Annotated in this window: 22 protein-coding genes; 20 read left to right on the top strand and 2 right to left on the bottom strand. The window is 59.3% G+C overall.

From position 1 onward, the window contains the following. The first annotated feature begins 258 nt into the window (after positions 1-258). From MHX53_RS04680 to MHX53_RS04655, 6 genes are all read left to right on the top strand, one after another. On the top strand, positions 259-972 hold the full coding sequence (locus MHX53_RS04680; protein WP_204515453.1) for a peptide deformylase: 714 nt from the start codon (positions 259-261) through the stop codon (positions 970-972). 51 nt (positions 973-1,023) lie between these two features. After that, positions 1,024-1,884: a hypothetical protein gene (locus MHX53_RS04675; protein WP_204515454.1), complete on the top strand. Its 861-nt coding sequence runs from the start codon at positions 1,024-1,026 to the stop codon at positions 1,882-1,884. Beyond that, positions 1,881-2,417, top strand: coding sequence for a peptide-methionine (S)-S-oxide reductase MsrA (msrA, locus tag MHX53_RS04670; protein WP_204515455.1), 537 nt, complete (start codon positions 1,881-1,883; stop codon positions 2,415-2,417). Before MHX53_RS04675 ends, msrA begins: the two co-directional genes overlap by 4 nt. After that, positions 2,414-3,667 carry an MFS transporter gene (locus tag MHX53_RS04665; protein ID WP_204515456.1) on the top strand — a complete coding sequence of 418 codons (1,254 nt, stop codon included), beginning with the start codon at positions 2,414-2,416 and terminating at the stop codon, positions 3,665-3,667. The genes msrA and MHX53_RS04665 overlap by 4 nt, the downstream gene beginning before the upstream one ends. A gap of 106 nt (positions 3,668-3,773) precedes the next feature. Next, positions 3,774-7,139, top strand: a complete 3,366-nt coding sequence (locus tag MHX53_RS04660; protein ID WP_239271416.1) for an efflux RND transporter permease subunit — start codon at positions 3,774-3,776, stop codon at positions 7,137-7,139. Beyond that, positions 7,129-7,908: a CPBP family intramembrane glutamic endopeptidase gene (locus MHX53_RS04655; RefSeq protein ID WP_239271415.1), complete on the top strand. Its 780-nt coding sequence runs from the start codon at positions 7,129-7,131 to the stop codon at positions 7,906-7,908. Before MHX53_RS04660 ends, MHX53_RS04655 begins: the two co-directional genes overlap by 11 nt. Before the next feature lie 27 nt (positions 7,909-7,935). Here the strand turns inward: MHX53_RS04655 and MHX53_RS04650 are convergent, their stop codons facing one another. Continuing rightward, a complete protein-coding gene (locus MHX53_RS04650; RefSeq protein ID WP_239271414.1) occupies positions 7,936-8,580 on the bottom strand; it encodes a VOC family protein in 645 nt (214 codons plus the stop codon). A gap of 101 nt (positions 8,581-8,681) precedes the next feature. Next, positions 8,682-9,170 (bottom strand): inorganic diphosphatase, encoded by a 489-nt coding sequence (locus tag MHX53_RS04645; RefSeq protein WP_102238451.1) that lies wholly within the window; start codon positions 9,168-9,170, stop codon positions 8,682-8,684. Between the two features lie 132 nt (positions 9,171-9,302). On the opposite strand from MHX53_RS04645, the gene dacB reads away from it, so the two are divergent. The 14 genes from dacB to MHX53_RS04575 all read left to right on the top strand — a co-directional run bounded on the left by dacB (position 9,303) and on the right by MHX53_RS04575 (position 23,534). After that, positions 9,303-10,727, top strand: a complete 1,425-nt coding sequence (gene dacB, locus MHX53_RS04640) for a D-alanyl-D-alanine carboxypeptidase/D-alanyl-D-alanine-endopeptidase (protein WP_239271413.1) — start codon at positions 9,303-9,305, stop codon at positions 10,725-10,727. Then, a complete protein-coding gene (locus tag MHX53_RS04635) occupies positions 10,724-11,722 on the top strand; it encodes a zinc-dependent metalloprotease (RefSeq protein WP_180965312.1) in 999 nt (332 codons plus the stop codon). Before dacB ends, MHX53_RS04635 begins: the two co-directional genes overlap by 4 nt. Beyond that, positions 11,715-12,695 (top strand): tRNA lysidine(34) synthetase TilS, encoded by a 981-nt coding sequence (tilS, locus tag MHX53_RS04630; RefSeq protein WP_239271412.1) that lies wholly within the window; start codon positions 11,715-11,717, stop codon positions 12,693-12,695. Before MHX53_RS04635 ends, tilS begins: the two co-directional genes overlap by 8 nt. Before the next feature lie 36 nt (positions 12,696-12,731). Continuing rightward, complete coding sequence (gene hpt / locus MHX53_RS04625) at positions 12,732-13,283, top strand: hypoxanthine phosphoribosyltransferase (protein WP_204515463.1); 552 nt, start codon at positions 12,732-12,734, stop codon at positions 13,281-13,283. Between the two features lie 43 nt (positions 13,284-13,326). Beyond that, complete coding sequence (gene ftsH / locus MHX53_RS04620; protein WP_239271411.1) at positions 13,327-15,579, top strand: ATP-dependent zinc metalloprotease FtsH; 2,253 nt, start codon at positions 13,327-13,329, stop codon at positions 15,577-15,579. Next, positions 15,579-16,145 carry a GTP cyclohydrolase I FolE gene (gene folE / locus MHX53_RS04615; protein WP_102238456.1) on the top strand — a complete coding sequence of 189 codons (567 nt, stop codon included), beginning with the start codon at positions 15,579-15,581 and terminating at the stop codon, positions 16,143-16,145. Before ftsH ends, folE begins: the two co-directional genes overlap by 1 nt. A 5-nt stretch (positions 16,146-16,150) precedes the next feature. Next, the gene (gene folP / locus MHX53_RS04610) at positions 16,151-16,942 is read left to right on the top strand and encodes a dihydropteroate synthase (RefSeq protein ID WP_239271410.1); all 792 of its coding nucleotides are present in this window, start codon (positions 16,151-16,153) and stop codon (positions 16,940-16,942) included. After that, entirely contained in the window at positions 16,935-17,870 is a 936-nt protein-coding gene (folK, locus tag MHX53_RS04605; RefSeq protein WP_239271409.1) for a 2-amino-4-hydroxy-6-hydroxymethyldihydropteridine diphosphokinase, read from the top strand. Before folP ends, folK begins: the two co-directional genes overlap by 8 nt. Continuing rightward, positions 17,867-18,328: a DUF3180 domain-containing protein gene (locus tag MHX53_RS04600; protein ID WP_239271408.1), complete on the top strand. Its 462-nt coding sequence runs from the start codon at positions 17,867-17,869 to the stop codon at positions 18,326-18,328. The genes folK and MHX53_RS04600 overlap by 4 nt, the downstream gene beginning before the upstream one ends. Further along, positions 18,325-18,789: a PH domain-containing protein gene (locus MHX53_RS04595; protein WP_239271407.1), complete on the top strand. Its 465-nt coding sequence runs from the start codon at positions 18,325-18,327 to the stop codon at positions 18,787-18,789. The genes MHX53_RS04600 and MHX53_RS04595 overlap by 4 nt, the downstream gene beginning before the upstream one ends. An 8-nt stretch (positions 18,790-18,797) precedes the next feature. Next, entirely contained in the window at positions 18,798-20,522 is a 1,725-nt protein-coding gene (locus MHX53_RS04590) for a PH domain-containing protein (protein ID WP_239271406.1), read from the top strand. A gap of 8 nt (positions 20,523-20,530) precedes the next feature. Continuing rightward, positions 20,531-21,424, top strand: a complete 894-nt coding sequence (locus tag MHX53_RS04585) for a DUF2520 domain-containing protein (protein ID WP_239271405.1) — start codon at positions 20,531-20,533, stop codon at positions 21,422-21,424. A gap of 33 nt (positions 21,425-21,457) precedes the next feature. Further along, positions 21,458-22,960, top strand: coding sequence for a lysine--tRNA ligase (gene lysS, locus MHX53_RS04580; RefSeq protein WP_239271404.1), 1,503 nt, complete (start codon positions 21,458-21,460; stop codon positions 22,958-22,960). A 247-nt stretch (positions 22,961-23,207) separates the two neighbouring features. Then, entirely contained in the window at positions 23,208-23,534 is a 327-nt protein-coding gene (locus MHX53_RS04575) for an Lsr2 family protein (protein ID WP_239271403.1), read from the top strand. The last annotated feature ends 64 nt before the right edge of the window (positions 23,535-23,598 follow it).

Here is a 23,598-nt window from a genome sequence, read left to right as displayed (position 1 = left end):
ACTAAAGAGTTAAAAAATAATTTAGTTCGAGGTTACCGCATGACTTGAACCGGAAACGAAATGCGAACGGGCGCCTTGAAAGTAGGCGCCCGTATCCCCACAGAGGTGGGGAGTAGATCGTCTTTGGTACTTCTTCAAAAACGAAAGATGGCTCATGCCACGTGCGCGGCAAAAGAAACGCGTGGTTCCATATATTCAGTAGCCATGCTTCCCCAGCGTCTCAAACGTTCTTTGCTCAACACAAGTAGAGTTACACCCGTGAATACTTCCATGACTCAGCCACGCTCCAATGACGGAAGCCATGGCAACGAGATCTCGGCGCAGACCATCCGCGAACAAGTCGACCGGGCCCTAACCGCGGCTGCGAACAACGACGGCGTCATCCCCATCGTCACCGCAGGTGACCCCGTTTTGCGCACCACCACCGCGCGCTTTGACGGCCAGATCGACGACGCGACCCTGCTGGAACTGCTCACCGCCATGCGCACCACCATGCTCGCAGCCCCCGGCGTGGGACTCGCTGCCCCACAAATCGGCATCAGCCTCAGACTCGCCGTGTGCGAAGACCCGGGCACCACCTCGGCCGAACATGCGACAGCCCGCGAACGCACACCCCTGCCATTCACCGCACTCATCAACCCCACCTACAAGCCCGCCACCGACCAACTCGTCGCCTTCTACGAAGGGTGCCTCTCCATCCCCGGCTACCAAGCCGTCGTGGCGCGCCCGCGCACCATCGCCCTGACCGCACACGACCACGAAGGCGCCACCATCACCAAGGACATCACCGGCTGGGCCGCGCGCATCATCGCACACGAAACCGACCACCTCGACGGCATCCTCTACCTGGACAAAGCCGAAATGCGCTCCCTGGCCACCGACGAACAAGTCGCGCGCTGGTGGAACCAACCCACCACACAACAGGCAGCTGCCGCTCTGGGCTTCGAACTGCCCGCCCCACCGGCCCTGTAAACCACCAGCCCGCCAGCCCTCCACGCCGCCCCACAAACTCAAGGACACTCCATGACCACATACATTCCCGACGACGTTCCGCCGTCGCGCGCACTTGACCGCGTCCTCGACATCGCCAACGCGGGGCTGTCCGCGGTCCGCTCACATCACGTGCCCGCCAAATACCAGCCCGCGCTGCGGCTAGGCACGTCACTGGCTACAGGGCTCGTGGCAGCCGGTTACGTGCTCAACACCCGGGACATCTGCCGCACCTCCGCTGGCACCATCGCAGGTCTTGGCGCAGCCACGGCCGCCCTCACCTACGCCACCTGGGGGCTCTCCGACCGCGTTGACAAGGCTGTGGACCGGCGCCTGCGCGCGTGGGGTATCCCCGCTCCCGAGGTGGCAACCGGCCTGGCAGCGTTCATCGCCTTGCGAGCGTTTTCGGCGTGGGATGAACGGCAAGAAAGCGACTTCGAATGGATGGCGGTCGCTGGCGAGGGCTACGAACGTGACTTGCCCAGTGACCTCCGCGACTTTCTCACCGGTTTTGCGCACCCTGAACTCAACCTCACTCCGGGTGCGGCCCAGGCGCTTGCCACTCAGGTCCAGGTCTTGCGTGCGACCATCTATGTCCCGTCGGACCAGGACTTTTCAAACTTCCTCGACGACTGTTACCTTGAACTCACACTTCCAGCAGATGCAGACGTCAGCTTGATTACCCCGCGAACACACACTTACCCCGTTTACGCCCGCGCTACTTTCAACGGTGTTGAACACCGCCTGAACCTTGAGGTGCGCGAAGGCTACGCATCCGAGTTGCAGCTTGCTGAATTTGACGAAGAGTCGCCTACGCTGTCCGAGTGGATTACCGCATACCGCGCCGGCGCAGTTGAGTTCATCAGCGAGTTCGAAGAGGAGACCGCCCAGTGACCCACGATCATTACCGCACCATCACCTTGGCGAACGGGTGTTTCTGGTGCTTCGACGCCGTGGTGCGCCGCGCACGTGGCGTCATCGACGCGGTGTCCGGGTACACCGGTGGCCACGTGGACAACCCCACCTACCGCCAAGTCTGCGCTGGTACCACCGGTCACGCTGAAGCCGTCGCTGTCACCTACGACCCAGACATCATTCCCGAACACGTCATCCTTGGCATGTTCTTCACCACCCACGACCCCACCAGCCTCAACCGCCAAGGCCACGACGTGGGCACCCAGTACCGGTCCGCCATGTTCTACCAGGACCGGGACCAAAAGGAACGCTTCCAGCACGCCATCGACCAGGCCCAGCAGTTCTACGACCGCCCAATCGTGACCACACTCGAACCACTGAGCACGTTCTTCCCCGCAGACTACATGCACCAGGACTTCTATAGTCGTAACCCCAGCAACGGGTACTGCTCATTCGTCATCGACCCCAAACTGGCGCAGGCACGCCAACAGTGGGCAGACTGGATCCAATGACACAAAAGCAACCCAAAACCGCCATCCCAGCCGACATCTGGGTCATGGTCATCGCCGCGTTCATCGTGGCTATTGGTTACGGAATCATCGCGCCGGTCTTGCCGCAGTTCGCAAGCTCGTTCAACGTTGGCGAAACCGCCGCCGCGGTTGTTGTCAGCGCGTTCGCATTCTTCCGCTTAGTGTCCGCCCCAGCAGGCGGCTCCCTAGTAAACCGCCTGGGCGAACGCCCCATCTACGTCACCGGCCTGCTCATCGTGGCCGCATCAACCTACGCCGTAGCGTTCGCCCAGACCTACTGGCAACTCCTCATCTTCCGTGGCCTAGGTGGCTTGGGCTCCACCATGTTCACGGTGTCGGCCATGGCTATCATCGTGAAACTCGCCCCACCTCACGCCCGCGCCCGAGCCACCGGCCTCTACGCCACCTCATTCCTTATCGGCAACATCGCCGGGCCCATCGTGGGTGGTCTGCTTGCCGGATTTGGGCTCAAGGTTCCCTTCATCATTTATGGCACCGGACTGGTGATTGCCGCCGCCGTCGTCCACGTGAAGCTGGCAAGCTCCACCCGGGTTGCCCGCGCCGAGGTGCGCGCCACCGTATCCCCAGGCGACACCTCCCAGCGTGACACCTCCAGTGCCACCCTGGCGCCCATGCGCGTGCGTGAAGCGTGGCAGGTGCCGGCCTACCGTGCCGCCCTCCTTGGTGCCACAGTGTCCGGGTGGTCGGCCATGGGGATCCGCGTCGCGATCTACCCGCTGTTCGCCCTGAGCGTTCTCAAGGTGGGCCCCGAAGCCGCCGGGCTGGCTCTCACATTCTTCGCACTGGGCAACGCAATCGCCATCAACGCCTCGTCCCGATTCGCCGACACCTACGGCCGCGTCCCATTTGTATCCGCCGGTTTCGCTGTCATGGGAATTGCCACCCTGCTCTTAGGAGTCTGGCCCAACCTGCCCATGTTCCTTGCCTTGTCTACCGTTGCCGGTATGGGCGCAGGACTCATTATGCCCGCGCAGCAAGCCGCAATTGCCGATGTCGTCGGCAGTGAGCGCCCCTCTGGAAAAGTGCTTTCACGTTTCCAAATGGCCATGGACTTCGGCTCGATCGTGGGCCCAATCGCCACCGCTGCACTCGCCCAGAACGTGTCCTACGCGGTGGCATTCGCCGTTGCCGGCGCGTTCTGTCTACTGGCAAGTGTGGTGTGGCTGTGTACGCCCGAACCCATGAACAAGCCGTCCCGCAACAAGCGGTAGCGCAGAAATGCAGACAACCTGATGTGAAGTGTGGGGAAAACCGCACCATGTGACGCCCGCCCCAAACATAGGATTGAGCTGAAGCCCAGATCTGAAAGAGGAACTTGTGAAACATCTTGTGAGACTGAGCTTGCGAAACCGCTCGCTCATTGCGCTTGTCACTGTCGTCGCCATCATCTTTGGAACCATCGCCACGTTCAGTCTCAAGAAGGAACTTTTCCCTTCCTTTAACGTGCCGCAGGCGCTTGTGCTCAGTCAGTACCCTGGCGCCGCCCCCGAGGCGGTCGAACGGGAAGTGACGGACCCTCTGGAGTCCGCTCTGGCTGGCGTGCAGTCGGTGGACGAGGTGTCCTCGTCATCGTCCACGGGAAACAGCCAGATCACGGTCGAAACGAAGTACGGTACCTCCTCGGACGACGTCGTTCGCGAGCTCCAGCGTGCCGTTTCGCAAGTCGAAAGCGAACTTCCCGACGGCGTGACCCCCACCGTGGTCGCCGGGTCAGTTGATGACTTCCCAGTCCTCGTCATGTCCGTGTCCGGTGACGACGTTGAAAAGCTGTCGAAGGACCTCGAGGACATCGCTGTCCCAGAGATCAAGAAGATTGACGGTGTTCGCGACGCCTCCGTTTCGGGCCAAAAGCAAAAACAAGTTGAGATCCGCGTCAAGTCAAAACAGATGAAAGACAAGGGCGTTCAGCTGGATGAACTCGCCCAGATCCTCAAAACCAATGGTGTTCCGGTTTCTGCCGGTGAGCTCAAGGCATCGAACGGCGCCGCGCCCGTTGAAGTGGGAAAGCGTCTCACCAGCGTTGAAGACATTAAGAACCTCTACGTCACGGGTGAAATGAACGGCAAGCCAAAGCCCATCAAGGTCCGCGATGTCGCCGACATTGAACTCAAGGACGAACCCACCACGTCGATCTCTCGATCAAACGGTAAAGACGCTCTGACGCTTCAAGTGCTCAAGAAACCGGACGCCAACACGGTAGACGTGGCTGAAGGCGTTCAAGACGCTTTGCCTGAGCTGGAAACGAAGATCGGCAACAATGTCGAGTTCACCACGGTCTTCGACCAGTCGCCGTTCATCAACCAGTCCATCGAAGACCTGGTGCGCGAAGGTGGCCTGGGCCTGATCTTCGCCGTCCTGGTCATCCTGGTGTTCCTGCTGTCATTCCGCGCAACCGCAATTACAGCGATCTCCATTCCGCTGTCCTTGCTGGTCACCATGATCGCGATCTGGCGCACCGGCTACTCGCTGAACATGCTCACGCTGGCAGCACTGACCATGTCGATCGGTCGTGTTGTGGATGACTCGATCGTGGTCATTGAATCTATCCGCCGTCGCCAAACCTTGGGTGGTACAAAGTTCGCGAACATCTACGCCGCCGTATCCGAGGTCGCCGGCGCCATCACCTCGTCCACCCTGACCACGGTCGCGGTGTTCATTCCGCTCGCGTTCATCACAGGACAGACAGGTGAGCTGTTCCGCCCATTCGCCCTCACCACCTCGATCGCGCTCTTGTCCTCGCTGCTGGTGTCGCTCACCATCGTTCCGGTGCTGGCGTACTGGTTCCTGCGTGCGCGTGAATCTCGCGTCAAGCTCACCCGCTCGGACAAGAAGGAAATCCGTTCCCTGCGCAAGGAAAACCTCAAGCAGTGGAAGCAGGAACGCAAAGAAGGCCGCAAGCGTGCGCGCGCCGGGGGAACCGGGCCGCGCAGGGCCACCTCGGAGATGCCAATGGTTGGCAAGACCGCTGCCTCAGTGCTGGGTGAAGATGAAGGTTCCGCCGCCGAGGTCGACGAACTTGCCGGCCTCAAGTCACCTGTGACTCGCCTCCAGAAGACCTACACACCCATAGTGGGTTGGGCTACCCGTCACCCTGTTATCACGATTGTGGTCAGTGTGGTCCTGCTCGTTGGAACCTTAGCCATGACTCCGCTGCTCAAGACCGAATTCTTGGGTGACACCGGTGAAGACACCGTTCAAGCTCAGCAGACCTTTGAGCCCGGCGTTGGTCTAGAGGAAGCCGGCAAACAGGCAGAAAGAGTCGAAGAAGTGCTTTCGAAGACGCCTGGTGTGGAGTCCTACCAGTTCTCCATCGGTGACGCAGGTCTGTCGTTCGGTAGTGACGGAGGCGGACTTTCTGGAGACTACTTCATCAACCTCGAAACGGGGGCAAACACCTCGGAGGTATCTGCCGACATCCAAAAGCGCTTCGACGAACTTGACGGTGTAGGCGAACTCGAAGTCAGGTCCTCCGACGCAGGACCCGGTGGGGACTCGATCAACCTGACACTCACCTCGAACGACTCGAAAGCTCTGGAAGACGGTGTCAAGAAACTGACGGAAGAGCTTAAGGACGTCGACGGCGTGCAAACCGTCACCAACGACCTGCAAGCCGTGCAGCCGATTGTTCAGGTCACTGTCGATGCGAAGAAGGCTCAAGAAAAGGGCCTAACCGAAGCTCAAGTAGGCGAATTCGTACAGCGCGCAGTGGAAGGTCAGGACATCGGTGACCTCATCATCGACTCGTCAACACGAAGCGTGAAACTGATCGACGGATCCGCCGACACCGTCAAGAAGTTGGAAGACCTCAAGATTCCATACACGGAGCAGACGGTTCAGGCTTCTCCAGTTCCGGGAATGCCTGGAACGCCAACGACGGAAAACAAGAAGATCAAACTGTCCAAGATCGCAAAGGTCGAAGAAGTTAAAACTGCTCCAGTGATTCGCCACTCTGGTGGACTGCGATCCGCACAAGTAAGCGTCACACCTTCGGGCGATAACCTGGGTCAGGTTGTTCAAAACGTCAACCAAAAAGTCGACGAAACCGAACTGCCTAGTGGCGTCACGCAGGACACGTCTGGAGTGGGTGCCGAACAGGCCGATGCGTTCAAACAGATGGGTCTGGCCATGCTGGCCGCGATCCTGATCGTGTTCGTGATCCTGGTCGCCACGTTTAAGAGTCTGATCCAGCCACTCATCCTTCTGGTGTCGATCCCATTTGCCGCCACCGGATCAATTGGACTCCTGCTGCTGACAGACACCCCACTGGGACTGGCCTCGTTGATTGGTCTGCTCATGCTGATCGGTGTAGTAGTCACTAACGCGATCGTGCTGATCGACCTCATCAACCACTTCCGTGCCCACGGTGTGGACCTGCGTACCGCGGTTATCAACGGTGCTCGATTGAGGTACCGACCCATCATCATGACCGCAGCCGCAACGATCTTCGCGCTGATTCCGATGGCACTTGGTCTCACCGGCGGTGGAGGCGTGTTCATCTCCAAGCCACTGGCCATTGTGGTGATCGGTGGACTTGTGAGCTCAACCCTGCTGACTCTGATCCTGGTGCCCGTGCTGTACCAGCTGATCGAAGGCTTCAAGGAACGTCGACGCGAAAAGAAGATCATCAAGGAAATGGCCCGGTCCAGCGTGATCGACAAGGCCGAAGCACGTAGTGAAAGCTGACCGTTCCCGCTGGGGAACTGAACTCGCGCTGATCGCGGCTGTCTCACTGGGACAGTCCGCGATCTACGCGATTGTGCGGTTAGTCGACATCACCACCCGAGGTCCCATCTCTGACGCACAGGCCAAACTCAACACTTCGGAGTCCACCCGCCCGTTCTTTGACCTGGTGTACCAGCTACTAGGAATCGGGTTTGCGGTGGTGCCGGTGGTCTTTGCGTTGTGGCTCATGAACCGCGACCGGGACACCGCCCCATCCACCCCGTCACTGCGGGCGCGCATGGGGTGGCCCGGCAGTTCACGCGACTGGCTGGCTCAAACCCTGTGGGGTGCGGGCCTGTTTGTGGTGATCGGGGTGGGCACTCTGGGTGTCTACTTCCTGGGCCGCACCCTGGGGATCACAGCAGAGATCAAGCCCAGCAACTTAGGCGCGTACTGGTGGACCGTTCCCGTGCTCATCCTGCACGCCATCAAGAACGGGGTATTAGAAGAGGTCCTGCTTCTGGGCTACGCAACCGACCGTCTACAGAAAATGCGTGTGGGCCCTTGGGTGGCAATTATTAGCCTGGCACTGTTCCGAGGTTCCTATCACCTGTACCAGGGGATCGGACCCTTTGTGGGCAACGTGCTAATGGGCCTGCTTTTTGGATACCTGTTCTTCTTTGGCCCACGATCCACCCGCGGAACCGTGATGCCTTATGTGTGGGCGCACACGTTCATCGACGCGGTGGGCTTCATCGCACCTGGAATTCTGCAGGCTGTAGACGCGTAAAACGCCTCGCTTTAAACGGCGCTGGCCTTAAACAACAACCTCGCCCTGCGGTGTGGTGAACGTGACCGAAATGAGTCCAGGCGCAGCATTGGGAGCCGTCCAGTCGATCCCAATTTCTGGAATTGGCTTAGGGTCGTCGGTACCCAACCAGTCACGCACCCTGTCGCGGTTGCCCGCAATCTGCAAGGACTTGATCGCAACGTCGCTACTGGGTGCCTTCCAGTGCGCCGGGTGGTCAGCTGTAGGGGACAGCCAGTGAATGAAGTACGGCAACTGAGGGTCTGCCATGAGCCCCTTGACGCCGATCTGCTTCCACTCGAGTTCCGGCCCGCCCACGGCCTGACGGTTACCGTCAACAGCCTTGCGACCCAACCGATCTTCCACGCTTGCCAAGTCGTCGGTGCGGACACACCAACCCATCCAGCCACCACCCAGTTCAGACCGTGCTCGCACAGCCTGCCCGTACGGGGTTGCTAGAGCCGCTGGGTGCTCAAGAGCTTCCACCACTTCAACGTAGTGCCCACCTGTGAGCGGGAAAATGAGATTACGAGTTCCGAACCGTGGATGCACTCCACCGTCGTAAAAGGACAATCCAAGTTTCTCAGCCAAACGTTCTGCCGTTGCCTGATATCCGTCTGACTGTGCCGCAAACGAAAGATGATCCAAGTGCATGTGTGTACTGTGACACACGGCATTTGGATCATCTTGTTAGGTCACCCTAACTATGAGACTGTCTGCTGGCGCTCCGCGTGAGTGAAGCGCGAACCTTTAGCTTAGTGACCTTCGGACTTGAAGCGTTCGATCGATTCGTTCACGATGCGCTCGGCCTCTTCACGGCCAGCCCATTCGGATCCCTTGACGTACTTGCCTGGCTCCAGGTCCTTGTAGTGAACGAAGAAGTGCTCAATCGCGTCGAGCTGGAACTTCGAAATGTCCTTCACGTCAGTGATGTCTTCGAAGCGTGGGTCGTCGGCGAGAACAGCCAAAACCTTGTCGTCGCCACCAGCTTCGTCAACCATCTTGAAAACGCCAATGGGGCGAGCGTCGAGCTGGCAACCAGGGAACACCGATTCGTGGAGCAGAACCAGAACGTCAAGTGGGTCACCGTCTTCACCCAAGGTGTCTTCGAAGTACCCGTAGTCCGTGGGGTAAGCCATCGAGGTAAACAGGTAACGGTCCAGCTTGACCCGTCCGGTTTCGTGGTCCACTTCGTACTTGTTGCGCGAACCGGCAGGAATTTCGATTGTGGCCAAAAGCTCCATGAATGCTCCATTTCTGGCTAGTAGGCATGCGCGAAAACGCGCCTGAGAGGTACCTCCCTTAGCATAGAGAATAATAAGCGGAGTGTACTGGTGAAAGCACCACCCCTCACCCACAATCCCAAATGGAAGAGTATGTCCAGTCGAAAAGCCCGTCGTCACCAAGCGCGCAAGCGCAGAGCAGGTCTGATGTTCACAAGCGCCGGAGTGGTCGTCGCGCTCGCCGGTTACCTAGCCCTTGACGTGGCGGACATCGCTCCCGGTTTCCTCACCACCAAACCACCCATCGAAGTGCAAGCGCTTCCGCAACCCGGACCCGAATCGCACAGCTCGGTGGACATGCCGGCGCTTGCCGACGACGCGCCCGTACCGCATGACCTGCGTCAGCGGCTCGACCCCATCTTTGGCTCTGCAAAGGACCCCTCAAAGTTCTCCGCTGAAGTCCGTGACGCCAAAACGGGCGACACGCTCTATGACAAGGACGCCAACCGGGCCAGGACCCCTGCCTCGGTCACAAAAGTCCTCACCGCCACCGCAGCCCTGGATGCGCTGGGGCCCTCCACGCGGTTCACAACGGAAGCCCTCCTCGATGGCGACACCCTGTTCCTCAAGGGCGGGGGAGACGTCCTTCTTGGAGCCGGCGAATCCGACCCTAACTCCATCATCGGACACGCGGGGTTGGGCACTTTGGCGGAAAGCACCTCGGCGTTCTTAAAGGACCGAGGTCGCACCTCCGTGACGTTGCGCGCGGACGTCTCCCGGTATGAGGGCCCGGACTTCCGCAAGAAATGGGACCGCGCAGACATTGGCAACGGCTATATTTCTCCCGTCAAACCACTCATGGTGGACGCCGGGTTGGTGAAGCGCGCGCGGTTTTCTTCGCGCGAACAGGACCCTGTGAACCGTGCCGTCAAGGACTTTGAGAAGGCCCTCAAGGACCGCGGGATCGACGTGAAGGTGGAAAAGCCCCAAGCAGCGCCGGAGTCGGCGGAAAAGGCTGCCCAGGTGGAATCGGCCCCGGTCAGCAGCGTGATTCGGTACATGCTGTTGCACTCCGACAACGTGGTTGCCGAAAACTTGGGCATCGAAGTGGCCGTCAAGCGTGGAGACAAGCCAGGGCTTGAGGCCTCCCCGCAAGCTGTGCTCAACCAGCTCAAGGACATGAAACTCGACACCGCGTCGATCACCCTGGGTGACACGTCGGGGCTCAACTACGACAACCGAATTTCGCCCAACGAACTCACCCAGATCATCACCAGCGTTGCCCAGCGTGAAGACCTGGCCGAACTCCTCCCCAACATGCCAGTTGGGGGTCTGTCCGGAACGCTCATCAAGCGGTACAACGACCCAGAAACCGAGCCAGCGGCAGGAGTCGTCAGCGCCAAGACTGGAACGCTGGCCACCGTCACCAGCCTGTCAGGTGTGGTCACCACCAAAGACGGTCGCCTCCTCACCTTCACCATCATGGCCGACGGCCTTGAACGCGGCAGCTCCAACGAGGCGCGCAAAGTTGTAGACCGGGCTGTGACCGCACTAGCCGAATGCGGGTGTACCGGATGAACGAAAAACCTTTTCATGTGCCCACAATCGTGCGCACCGGACGTGAACTCACAGCCCCGGGCCCCATTCCAGACGCCCACACCGCACGCACTCTGGTGCAGGATCTACGCGAAGCGGCGGACACCTCGGTCGATTTGGTCCTACGCACGGTGAACCTGCCACGGGAGTGGGAGGACAGCGTCCGCAACACCGTCACCGGCGACACCGTTCTAGTGGTCGACCGCGTGGGGTGGCTCACCGCTAACGCGCAGACATTCGCCGAGCTGGGCGCCAGCCTGATGACCCCACCCAAACCGTCAATGTTTCGCATCAACCCGGTCGTGCGCGTCGGCTCCGCGCAACTGGGCACAGTGCTCGCCGTTCTTGCCGGGCGCGTGTTGGGTCAGTTCGACCCGCTGGGCTCCCACCGGCGACTCATGCTGGTGGCACCAAACGTACTGGAAGCCGAAAAGCGCCTCGAAGTCGACCCCCGCGACTTCCGCCTGTGGGTCACCTTGCACGAAACAACCCACCGCGTGCAGTTCGCCATGGCCCCGTGGCTGCGCGACTACATGATCGAGCGGGTGAGCGTCCTGGTGCGTAAGTCCACACAGGATGAAAATTGGATCGAAGCACTCAAAGGCGGATCCCTGCTCGACGCCATCACCACCCCCGATAAACGCCAAGCAGTCAACGAAATCACCGCCGTCATGAGCGTGCTCGAAGGCCACGCGGACGTCGTCATGGACTCGTGCGGGCCCTCCGTGATCCCCACCGTCGCCAGAATCCGCCGCGCATTCGACCGCAAACGCGCCACCAGCGTCAATGGGCTCAACCGCCTGCTGGGTTTCCAAAACAAACTGGAGCAATACACCACGGGTGCTGCGTTCATCCGCGGAGTCGTGAAACACCGCGGGCACGCCGGCCTGCACCCACTGTGGCAAAGCCCGGAAAACCTGCCCACCCAGGCTGAACTCGACAACCCTGAACTGTGGCTGGAGCGTATCCGTGCCTAGACGACCCAGGCTGGACCCCGCCTCGGCGAAAATCCGCAAGGCCGTCAAAGACGCACTGGAACCCGGTCACACCTACCTCATCGCGGTATCCGGGGGAGCGGACTCCATGAGCCTGGCCGCCGCGTGCGCGTTCCTGACCCGCAAGGACTACCAGTTTGTTGCGGTCACCGTCGACCACGGGCTACAGGAAGGAAGCGCCGAGGTCGCAACCCGCACGCAGCGCGCGCTCACTGACCTGGGACTCACCGCGACTGTCGAAACAGCGGAGGTGACGGCAACCTCGGACGGCCTGGAAGCCGACGCACGCACGGCCCGATACGCGGCCCTCGACCGGGCAGCCAAAGCGCACGTCACCTCGGGGATCTTGCTGGCCCACACACAAAACGACCAGGCCGAAACCGTGCTCCTGGGACTTTTGCGGGGCTCCGGCGCGCGGTCCTTGGCCGGCATGCGGCCCCGCACCGGCCCGTACATCCGTCCCCTGCTTGGCATTACCCGGGCCGAAACCGAAGCCGCCACCACCGCCCAAAACATCCCCGTGTGGAACGACCCCATGAACTCAGACCCCAGCTTCACACGCGTGAAAGTGCGCACCCAGTTGATGCCCGCGCTCGCCGAGGTCGCAGGCCCTGGCGTGTACGCCAACCTGGCGCGCACTGCCCACCTTCTGGCTATGGACTCCGACGAACTCGAATCCCAAACGGATGCCCAAGCGCACATCCGCGGCGACACACTTGTGAGCACCGCAGCTAAGTTGCCCGCCGCGTTGCGCACGCGCGTGATCCGTGACTGGCTGTGGCAATTCTCACCCAACAACGAAGCGGGCTTCCATCACGTCACCGCCATCGATGACCTTCTGACGGGAGCGCGGGCTGGGGCGGTGTCGTGCCCTCCCGCCGCCGAGGTGGTCCGCACTCGCGCCGGCGACGTGCAGTTCCGCAGGCGTGACGGGCGAGCACCCATTTACAGGTAAGCTAAAACGAGCAGCGAAAACAAGAAAGGACGCAACGTGGATCAGCGCGACCTGGGCGATGACATCGAAGAGATCCTGGTAACCGAAACACAGATCAAACACCGACTCACTGAACTCGCAGCCGACATCGACCGGGACTACGAAGGCAAAGACCTTCTGGTAGTGGGAGTCCTCAAGGGCGCTGTCATGGTGATGGCCGATCTGGCGCGCGCTTTGCACTCGCCTGTGCGCATGGACTGGATGGCTGTATCTTCCTACGGCTCCGGCACCAAGTCCTCCGGTGTTGTCCGCATTCTTAAGGACCTAGACACTGACCTGAAGGATCAGCACGTTCTGATCGTTGAAGACATTATTGACTCTGGTCTGACTCTTTCGTGGCTTCTTGCTAACTTGAAGTCCCGTGGTGCAGCGTCAGTCGAAATCTGCACCATGTTGCGCAAACCTGAAGCACTCAAGGTTGACATTGATGTGCGTTATGTAGGCTTTGACGTTCCTAACAAATTTGTTGTGGGATACGGGCTAGACTACGCCGAGAAGTATCGCAACGTGCCATTCGTCGCAACACTCGCGCCACACGTCTACAGTTAATAGACCTACACAACAGACCCACAAGTACGTACAGAGAGAATTAATGACCGACAAGAACAACGATCTGAAGCGTCGGGACCCTAGAGGATCCGACGACAAGGATTCCAATAAGTTCGGCGTGAAGAAGCTGACGCGCGGACCCATCGTTTGGATCGTGCTGGCTATTGTCATCGTTTCTATTGGAATGCTGTGGTTGTCCGGTGGTGGCTACCAGCGCATCGACACCAAACAGGGACTCGAACTGCTCAACGGCAAGACCGTGGAGCAGATCAAGGTCGTTGACGGTGATCAGCGCGTCGACATGGTGCTGACTGAAGACTACAAAGTCGACGACCGCAACTACGGTAAACGGGTTCAGTTCTTCTACGTAGAGCCTCGTGGCGATCAGGTCATCAAGGCGATCAACGACGCGGACATCAAGAAGGGCTACACCGACGAGGTTCCTAAGCGGTCGTTCCTCACCTCTCTGCTGCTCAACGTCATTCCGTTCGTCATCATCCTGGCCATCTTCTGGTTCCTGCTTTCGCAGATGTCCGGAGGTGCCAAGGGGATCATGAACTTTGGTAAGTCCAAGGCCAAGCTGGTCAACAAAGAACACCCCGATGTCACGTTTAAAGATGTCGCCGGTGTAGACGAAGCATTGGAAGAGCTCCAAGAAATTAAGGAGTTCTTGGCTGAACCCAAGAAGTTCACGGACTTGGGAGCCAAAATCCCTAAGGGTGTCATGCTCTACGGCCCTCCCGGAACCGGTAAAACACTTCTGGCCCGCGCCGTAGCCGGAGAAGCGGGCGTACCGTTCTTCTCCATTTCTGGTTCTGACTTTGTGGAAATGTACGTGGGTGTGGGTGCCTCACGTGTTCGCGACCTGTTTGAGCAGGCAAAGAACAACTCACCCGCCATCATCTTCATCGACGAAATCGACGCAGTGGGTCGTCAGCGCGGTGCCGGAATGGGTGGCGGTAACGACGAACGCGAACAGACACTCAACCAGTTGCTGGTGGAAATGGACGGTTTCGACGCCACCACCAACGTGATCCTCATTGCGGCAACCAACCGTCCGGATGTCCTGGACCCTGCTCTGCTGCGTCCTGGACGTTTTGATCGCCAGGTCAATGTGGAAGTACCCGATATGAAGGGTCGCCAACACATCCTGGGAGTCCACGCGCGCAACAAACCGCTCGCGCCTGAAGTGGATCTGGCTCAAATCGCTAAGCGCACCCCCGGTTTCTCCGGTGCTGACTTGGCGAACGTCCTCAACGAAGCTGCCCTGCTCACGGCACGTTCGGGTCGCACGCAGATCGACAACCGTATTCTGGACGAAGCGATTGACCGTGTCATCGCCGGGCCGCAGAAGCGCACCCGTTTGATGAACGACAAGGAACGTCTGGTCACCGCCTACCACGAGGGTGGTCACGCGCTTGTGGCCGCGGCCATGAATCACACCGACCCAGTCACAAAGGTCACCATCCTTCCACGTGGCCGCGCACTCGGATACACCATGGTTCTTCCAAGCGAAGACAAGTACTCCACCACGCGCAACGAACTTTTGGACCAGCTCGCGTATGCGATGGGTGGGCGCGTGGCAGAAGAAATCGTGTTCCACGACCCCACCACGGGTGCCAGCAACGACATTGAAAAAGCCACCAGCACGGCCAAGAAGATGGTCACGCAGTACGGCATGACGCAAAGCGTTGGAATGGTCAAGATCGGTGACGTGTCCTCTGAGCCGTTCGCCGGACGCGGACCAGGAGCAGAAGCCCACGCATCCGACGAAACCTACCGCCAGATCGACTTGGAGATTCGCGCGCTCGTCGACGCGGCACACGCCGACGCCTACCGCGCGCTGAATGAAAACCGCGACATTCTGGACCGTCTGGCCCACGAACTCCTCGAAAAGGAAACCCTGGACCAGGCGCAGTTGGCAGAAATTTTTGCCGAGGTGAAGAAGGCCCCCAAGCGTGATGTGTGGCTGGCGGATCCGTCGCGTCCGGTTTCCAACATTCCTCCTATCGAGGTTCCGGAACGTGTGCGCCCTGAGAACCCCGAGGTGTGGGAGGCACCCCTCGACGCTCCTGAAACCAAACCAGGGGAGTCTGGGCAACCAGGGGAATCAGAGCAACCGCCCATTGACCCGCACCCAATCCCAGGTAACCAGCCACCTCAGGCAGGCCCGGGCACACCGGAGCCGGGCGCACCTCAGCCACCGGTGGACTCGCCCCAGGAACCACCTCGGCCACCTCAGGCTGGCCCTGGCAACCAGCCCGGCGACCAGCAACCACCGTGGACTGACCGCTAATGGTGGACCAGCCGCGCATTGAGGCAGCGGTCCGCGAAATCCTGCACGCGATTGGCGAAGACCCGGGCCGCGACGGACTGCAGGAAACACCCGGGCGGGTAGCCCGCGCGTATGCGGAACTGTTTGCCGGAATCGGGCAAGACCCAGCAGAAGTGCTGTCGACTACGTTCGAAATCGGGCACGACGAAATGGTGTTGGTGCGCAACATCGAAATGTTCTCCACATGTGAACACCACTTGTTGCCGTTCCACGGGATCGCCCATGTGGGTTACATCCCCAACACCTCGGGGCGTGTGACTGGGCTTTCAAAACTGGCACGTCTGGTCGAGCTGTACGCGCGCAGGCCACAAGTCCAAGAACGGCTCACCGGCCAGATCGCCGACGCGCTCATGGAACACCTTGAACCCCGGGGTGCGATCGTGGTGATCGAAGCTGAACACCTGTGCATGTCCATGCGCGGGGTCGACAAAGCCGGTGCGTCCACAATTACGTCAGCGGTGCGCGGAAGCTTACGCAAACCCACATCGCGCGCCGAAGCAATGAGTTTGATCCGAGGCACAACATGAAAATTATGGGGATTTTGAACGTCACCCCAGACTCGTTCTCCGACGGCGGACGCTACTTTGACACCACGAGTGCGCTCGACCACGCACACCAGATGGTGCAAGACGGCGCGCACATCATCGATGTGGGAGGCGAATCGACGCGCCCGGGTTCTGCCCGGGTGGGCGAAGAAGAGGAACAGCGTCGCGTGCTTCCCGTGGTTACAGAGCTTGCCAAACAGGGGATCGCGGTCAGCGTGGACACCATGAACGCCTCCACTATGCGAGCTTGCCTCGAAGTGGGCGCGCGCTATATCAACGACGTGTCCGCGGGCCAGATGGACCCAGATATGTTGCGCCTGGCGGCCGAAACGCACAGTGAAATCATCCTCATGCACTGGCGTGGCCTGCTGTCCGACGCCGGTGCTGTGTTCCATTACGACGACGTTGTAGAAGAAGTTCGTGCTGAACTGATCCAACGCGTCGACGCTGCCGTGGATGCGGGCGTGAACCCCGGCCGCATCATCGTGGACCCGGGGCTGGGCTTTTCGAAAAACGCGCAACACAACTGGACGCTCATGTCTCACCTCGACCGGTTGGTCAGCATTGGCCCCCGGTTGCTGGTGGCAGGGTCGCGCAAGCGTTTCCTGTCCTCGCATCTGGAGGAAACCGCCGCCGAGGTGGACGAACGCAATCTGGATACTGCCACCTCGGCGTTGACCGCCCTTGCCTGCCACGCACGAGCGTGGGGCGTGCGCGTCCACGATGTGCGCACCTCGGCGGTGGTCGCAAGCGTCACCGAACGGGCCCTTCATGGGTGACGACCGGATCACTCTGACTGGGTTAAAAGCGCGCGGTTTCCACGGTGTTTTCGACTTTGAAAAGCGCGAAGGTCAGGACTTCGTTGTCGATGTGGTGCTCCACGCCGACCACGCGCAAGCGGGGGAATCGGACCGGTTAGAGGACACCATCAACTACGCGGACGTCGCGCAGATCGTGGCCGACCGCATCACGGGTGAGCCCTTTGACTTGATCGAAGCATTGGCATGGGCCATCGCTGGTGACGTGTTACGTATGGCGGATTCGGTGGAGGTCACGGTTCACAAACCGCAGGCTCCCATCGACCAGGACTTCCAGGATGTTTCGGTCACCGTGCGCAGGTCCGGCGAAGGGCGTCGGCAGCGCGAGCGTTTGCAACATGAGCGGTTGGTACGTGGCGGGCAGGCCGTGATCGGTGTGGGCGCTAACATGGGGAAGCCTGCTGAGACCGTTCAGAGTGCCATGGACGCGCTTGATCTGCACCCTCACATTACGGTGCTTCAACGCTCCTCGCTGTATAGGTCCGCACCCGTTGGTGGTGTGGAACAAGACGACTTCATCAACGCGGTGATGACGGTTGAGACCACACTTTCTGCGTATGAACTGTTAGGTGTGTGCCAAGGTGTTGAACTGGCACACGGCCGCACGCGTGACGTGCGTTGGGGGCCACGCACATTGGACCTGGACCTCATCCGGTTCACCCCGCATGCGAGCCTGGAACAGGGTGCAGGCCCAAGCGATGCGGGCGCCCAACTGACGCTTACAGACCCGGTGCTCACCCTGCCTCACCCGGAATCGGGCAATCGGGCGTTTGTGCTCACACCCTGGCATGAAATCGACCCCAGCGCGACAATAGAAGTAGACGGCACGACGCTGACGGTTCGTGAACGACTGGAAGAACTTGGCGACCAAGGGGTTGAACGAGCATGAGCCAGACCAAACCCAAAACGCTTGCGATTGCAGGTTTACTTGGGCTGGCACTTGCCTACTTGTTCAACTTCATGTGGGAATCCTACGGGCAGATGCTCCCGGGGATCCCGTGGCTGGCAATCGTGGGAATGATGATCCTTTCGGTTGTTCTTCTGATTGTTGGCCTCCCCATCAAAAAGTGGAACGAAGGCGACCGTTCACGCGTCCTCGACCCGCTTAAAGCCGCTCGCGTGGCCATTATGGCCAAAGCGGCAGCACTTGCGGGAGCCAGCCTCACCGGGTGGTACGCGGGAAGCGCGGTGTATCTGCTCACAACCGGCGGTGGTGCGCGTAGTTCTGCCGGGGCCGGAATGCTTCTGGCGGTGGCATCCGCAGCGGTTTTGATGATTGTGGGCCTTGTCGTAGAGTCATTCTGCCAACTCCCACCCGATGACCCAGAAGGAACTGAACCGGTATGAATGACCAGATCGTTCAAGTAGACAGCAAACTATTTTTTGTGTGGCTTGTGAATGGTTTGTGGTTCGTTGTCGTTGCTGTTGTGGCGTGTGTGATGGCAGCAGTTTTTCTGCCCTGGTGGGCTCCAGTCGCAGTTGGTGTTCTTGCTGTTGTCGGAATTGTCTGGTGGGTTATCGTTGCTCACCGTCAGGTGAAGAACTTGGGGTATGCAATCCGGGCAAATGACCTGCTCATCCAGCGGGGGATCATGTTCCGCAGCACCACGGTCGTGCCCTTTGGGCGCATGCAGTTTGTCGACGTTTCTTCCGGGCCGGTGAGCCGTTTCTTTGGGCTGGCAACAGTGGAACTGCACACCGCCTCGGCGTCCTCAGACGCGACCATCCCCGGGCTTCCCGCTGAAGACGCCGACCACCTGCGCGAACTTCTGGCGCAGCGCGGTGAAACTCACCTGGCTGGATTGTGAGGCCATCGGTGTCACAGGAAAACCTAGACGCACAGAGCGCCCCTGCTACAGAGGGAGACGCGCAGCCAGACCACCTCGACTGGCACCGAGTTCACCCCGCCACCCCGTTCCTCGACGTGGGACTGGGGCTGATCGCGCTCGTTGTGGCGTTCGTGTCCTTTTCGTTCAACCAAGTTCAAGACCTGATTGAACTGGTGGTCTTTGCGGTTGAACACGGAACGATCGACTTTATTGTCAAGAACCTCGCCTGGTTGCTGGTGGTTGTTCTGGTGTTTGCAGGGATCATTGCGCTCAACTGGTGGTCGTGGCGGGTTCGCGCATACGCGATTGACCACAACGCGGTGTATTCGCGTTGGGGAATCCTCAACAAGCAGCTGCGTAAAGCGCGGCTGGACCGAGTGCAGTCGATCGACATCCGACAACGGTTCATGCCACGCATCTTCGGCATGGCCGAACTCACCTTCGACGTTGCCGGTGGTGAAGGCTCGGAAGTTACCATCAAATTCCTCACGAAACGACAGGCCGAAGACCTGCGTGAAGACATGCTCGCGCAAGTCCGTGCCGCGAAAAGTGAGAAGCGTGCGCCTGTGGAATCACCGGCCGAGGTCGCCCCGACTGACCGGGCCCCTGAAGGTAACCCCGCACATAGTACGGACACCGAGGCCCCGGGAACGACCTCGGCGGACCACGAGAAAGCCCACCGCCACGGCGCACCTGCCGGAAGCCGCATCACTGCAAGTTTGAACAGTGGCATTACCGCGGTTGCGCAAGACTTAACGGAGACCGTGGACTCTGTACTCATGCCGTACCGCATCAAATCCAATGTGAGCGCCGACGGTCGGTTGCTCATGGTGCCGGCGCACCGCGTGATTCTTTCGCGCCTGGTTTCTACGACGACGCTTGCGTTGGTCCTCTGCACGTTGGCGGTCCTCGTGGCCATTGCAGTGATTGCGCTGCTTCCCAACACGTCGTTCAGCTTTGGTGGTCTAGCCGGTCTCGCCGGTCTTGTCGCAGCGTTTGCCTCAGTGGTGAAAAAAGCTTTTGCCGAATCCAACTTCGCTGTGTCGATTACCGGTGACGGTCTGGCGATCACGTCCGGACTGCTGGATACGCGCCGAAGCGTGATCCCGCTTGACCGTATCCAGGCGGTGGAGTTAAGCCAGAGTCTGCTGTGGCGACCATTCGGGTGGTGGCGTGCCACGTTCAACCTGGCCGGAACGTCTGAGGGCGACAAAGGCTCTGTTCTTTTGCCTGTGGGAACGCTCGATGAAGTAATGGTGCTTCTGGGATTGGTGCTTCCTGACCCCGGAGTTCCTGAGGACATTCACGGTGGTGACTTGATCCGTGAAGCGGCGTTGAAGAAGTCTAAAGGTGAGCCGGTGGGCCCTGCCGCGCGCATGTTCACGCACCAGCCTGCGTCGTCCAAATGGCTGGACCCGATTTCGTGGAAATCCAACGTGTTCGCTTTCACCGACACCATGCTTGTAGTGCGTAGGGGAGTGCTGGAGCGCACGGTTCAACTGGTGCCGCACGCCCGTGTGCAGTCGCTGGCGTTAGAGGAAGGGCCTCTCCAGTCTGCGCTGGGGCTCAAGTCGATCAGTATTCACTCCACCAGTGGCCCGGTTCATCCGCACATTTATCACTTCGATGGCTCCAACGGGCACGCTTTGCTGAATGACTACGCGGAACGTACCGTGCGCGCCCGTCGCGTGCTTGACGGAGTCGAAGCCTAGGAGGCCATATGGACCAGACACGCTTAGGCGTAGGCATCGTTGGAACCGGTCGCGTGGGTGCTGTGATGGGGCGCGCGTTACTCGAAGCAGGACACGCGATTGTGGGATGTACCGCCAGCTCTGAGGCGAGCCGGGACCGTGCTTCTGCCATGCTCCCCGACGTCCCCATTCTGGATGTCGAAACTGTGGTGGAGCGCAGCGAATTAGTGCTGTTCACCGTTCCAGACGACATCCTCCCTGAACTGGTATCGGGGCTGGCTAAGTTGGGGAAGTTCAACTCTGGTCAGATTGTGGCCCACTGCGCGGGCCGGTATGGGACCGAGGTGTTAGAACCTTCTGGCGCCATTCCCCTTGCGTTGCACCCGTCTTTGTCGTTTACCGGGACCAGTATTGACTTACCGCGTCTTCGCCAGGCCACGATCGCGGTAACGGCACCCAAGCCGGTTTTGCCGATTGGGCAAGCGCTCGTGGTGGAGATTGGGGCCGAGCCAGTGATTGTGGCTCCTGCGGACAGGTCGTTGTACCACGCGGCTATTTCACACGCGGCCAATCACACGGTCGTGATCCTCAGCCAGGCGTTAGAGCTGTTGACGAGTGTGGGGTTGGAGAACCCGGCTCAGGTTCTGCACTCGCTCGTCGACGCGAGTGTGAACAACACTCTGCAGTCCGGCCCTAGCGCGCTCACCGGCCCGGTCTCTCGTGGAGACATCGGAACAGTGGAAGCGCACCTGGGCGCCTTGTCCGAGTTCAGCCTTGCCCAAGAAGGCGTGGCTACCCGTGACACGTATGTGGCCATGGCGCGCGCAACTGTTGCTCGTGCTCTCACCAACGGCACGATCTCTGACGCACAAGCCACCGCTTTGCTGGATCTGTTGCAGTCCTCTAGCGCAGATCCCAAATAGGAGCTGAACATATAAACGCGGTAGCCTAAGACCATGCCTACCGATCACGAAGAACACCTCGACCCTGAACAGTTGCGCATCCGCAAAGAAAAGCGTCAGCGCATGCTCGATGCGGGTGGTGAAGCGTACCCCGTTTCTGTTGCACGCACCCACACCCTGGAAGAAATCCGCCAGGCGTATCCGCATCTGGAAGCCGGAGAAGAAACTGACGACCGGGCTGGAGTCGTTGGTCGTGTCGTGTTCTTCCGCAACACCGGAAAGCTCTGCTTTGTGACCCTGCAGTCAGGTGACGGCACCCGCTTGCAAGGAATGCTGTCACTTGCCGAGGTGGGTCAAGAGGCGCTGGACGCCTGGAAAGCCGACGTCGACTTGGGTGACCACGTTTTCCTGGAAGGGCGCGTGATTTGCTCTAAGCGCGGCGAACTGTCGATTTTTGCCTCCCGTTGGGAGATGGCAGCCAAAGCGATTCGTCCGTTGCCACCGCAGCACACTGAGTTGGGTGACGAAGGGCGCATGCGCCAGCGGTACCTGGACCTGATCATGCGTGACGATGCGCGCAAGACGGTTCACATTCGTTCGGACGTGATGAAGTCACTGCGCAAAACATTCGACGAACGCGGGTTCCTCGAAATTGAAACCCCTATGTTGCAGACAATTCCATCTGGAGCGGCGGCACGTCCGTTCTCAACGCATATGAATGCGTACGACATGGAACTGTATTTGCGTATTGCGCCTGAGCTTTTCCTCAAGCGTGCTGTTGTTGGCGGATTGGAAAAGGTTTTCGAAATTAACCGCAACTTCCGAAACGAAGGTGCTGACTCTACACACTCTCCGGAATTCGCAATGCTTGAAGCGTATGAAGCATATGGCGATTATTCGACAATCGGGGAATTAACCAAAAAGCTTGTTCAGAATGCTGCTTTAGAAGCGACTGGTTCTCTTCAAGTGACTCTGGCCGACGGAACCGAATACGACTTCGGTGGCGAGTGGGCTGCCGTCAGCATGTACGAAACACTTTCCGAAGAGTGCGGGGAAACTGTTACGCCAGAAACCACCGTCGACGAACTGCTGGCAATTGCTAAGAAGTGTGACATCGACGTGGAGGGTGTCTTCCGAGGGCACGGAAAACTCGTGGAAGAAATGTGGGAGCACTTCTACCAAGACAAGCTGTGGGAGCCTACGTTTGTCACAGACTTCCCCGTCGACACTTCGCCCTTGGTGCGTGAACACCGCGATAAGCCGGGCGTTGTTGAAAAGTGGGACCTCTACGTGCGTGGATTCGAGCTGGCCACGGGATATTCAGAGCTCGTGGACCCAGTCATCCAGCGGGAACGTTTTGAAACGCAGATGCGTAATGCCGCAAAGGGTGACGACGAAGCGATGCCTTTGGATGAAGATTTCCTCACGGCAATGGAATTCGGAATGCCTCCTACTGGCGGGATGGGTATGGGAATCGACCGACTCCTCATGGCTCTTACCGGTTTGGGAATTCGTGAAACAATTCTTTTCCCGCTTGTGAAGCCAATTGAAAATTAGTAATTCCTGAAAATAGAGACGGAAGTCTAAGCGCTAGGATAGACAGTGGAATACATTAAAGTATTGCTTCCTTCGATCGTTGTCGGATTGATTTTTTGGTACGTAATTCGAGCCATTATTCGATCGGACAGCATCGAGCGCAAACAAATGGATAAGTATTACGCTCAGCTAGCTGAATCCGAAGGAGCTTCACCGGCACGTTCAGGCTCCCACAGGGATCAGACTGACCAATCGGAAGGTGACTCACATGGCGCGCACGATGAAGGTCGTTCTCACTGACGACATTGACGGAACCCCCGCAGACGAAACCATCAAGTTCTCAATTGACGGCACTGACTATGAAATTGAACTGAACAGCGACAATGCTGCGAAGTTCAGGGAAGTGCTTGAACCATATATCTCTAAGGCGCGACGCGTAAGCGGCTCCCGCACGTCCAAGAAGAAGGCGACAAGTAGCCGTTTCGACCCAGTGAAGGTCAGGGACTGGGCCCGCGACAACGGGTTCGAGGTCTCGGAACGGGGCCGTCTGTCCAGCGAAGTGATCGAGGCATACGAGAAGTCGCTGACCAACTAGGTCACTGAGGATCCACAAAATTTCGCCATCAGCCGAACTGTTTCGGCTGATGGCGAAACTGCAA

Source organism: Brevibacterium sp. ACRRH (assembly GCF_022346365.1).
In the GTDB taxonomy this organism is placed as follows: domain Bacteria; phylum Actinomycetota; class Actinomycetes; order Actinomycetales; family Brevibacteriaceae; genus Brevibacterium; species Brevibacterium paucivorans.
The sequence above is the reverse complement of the archived record's forward strand: the minus strand, read 5'-3'. Positions and strand labels throughout refer to the sequence as shown.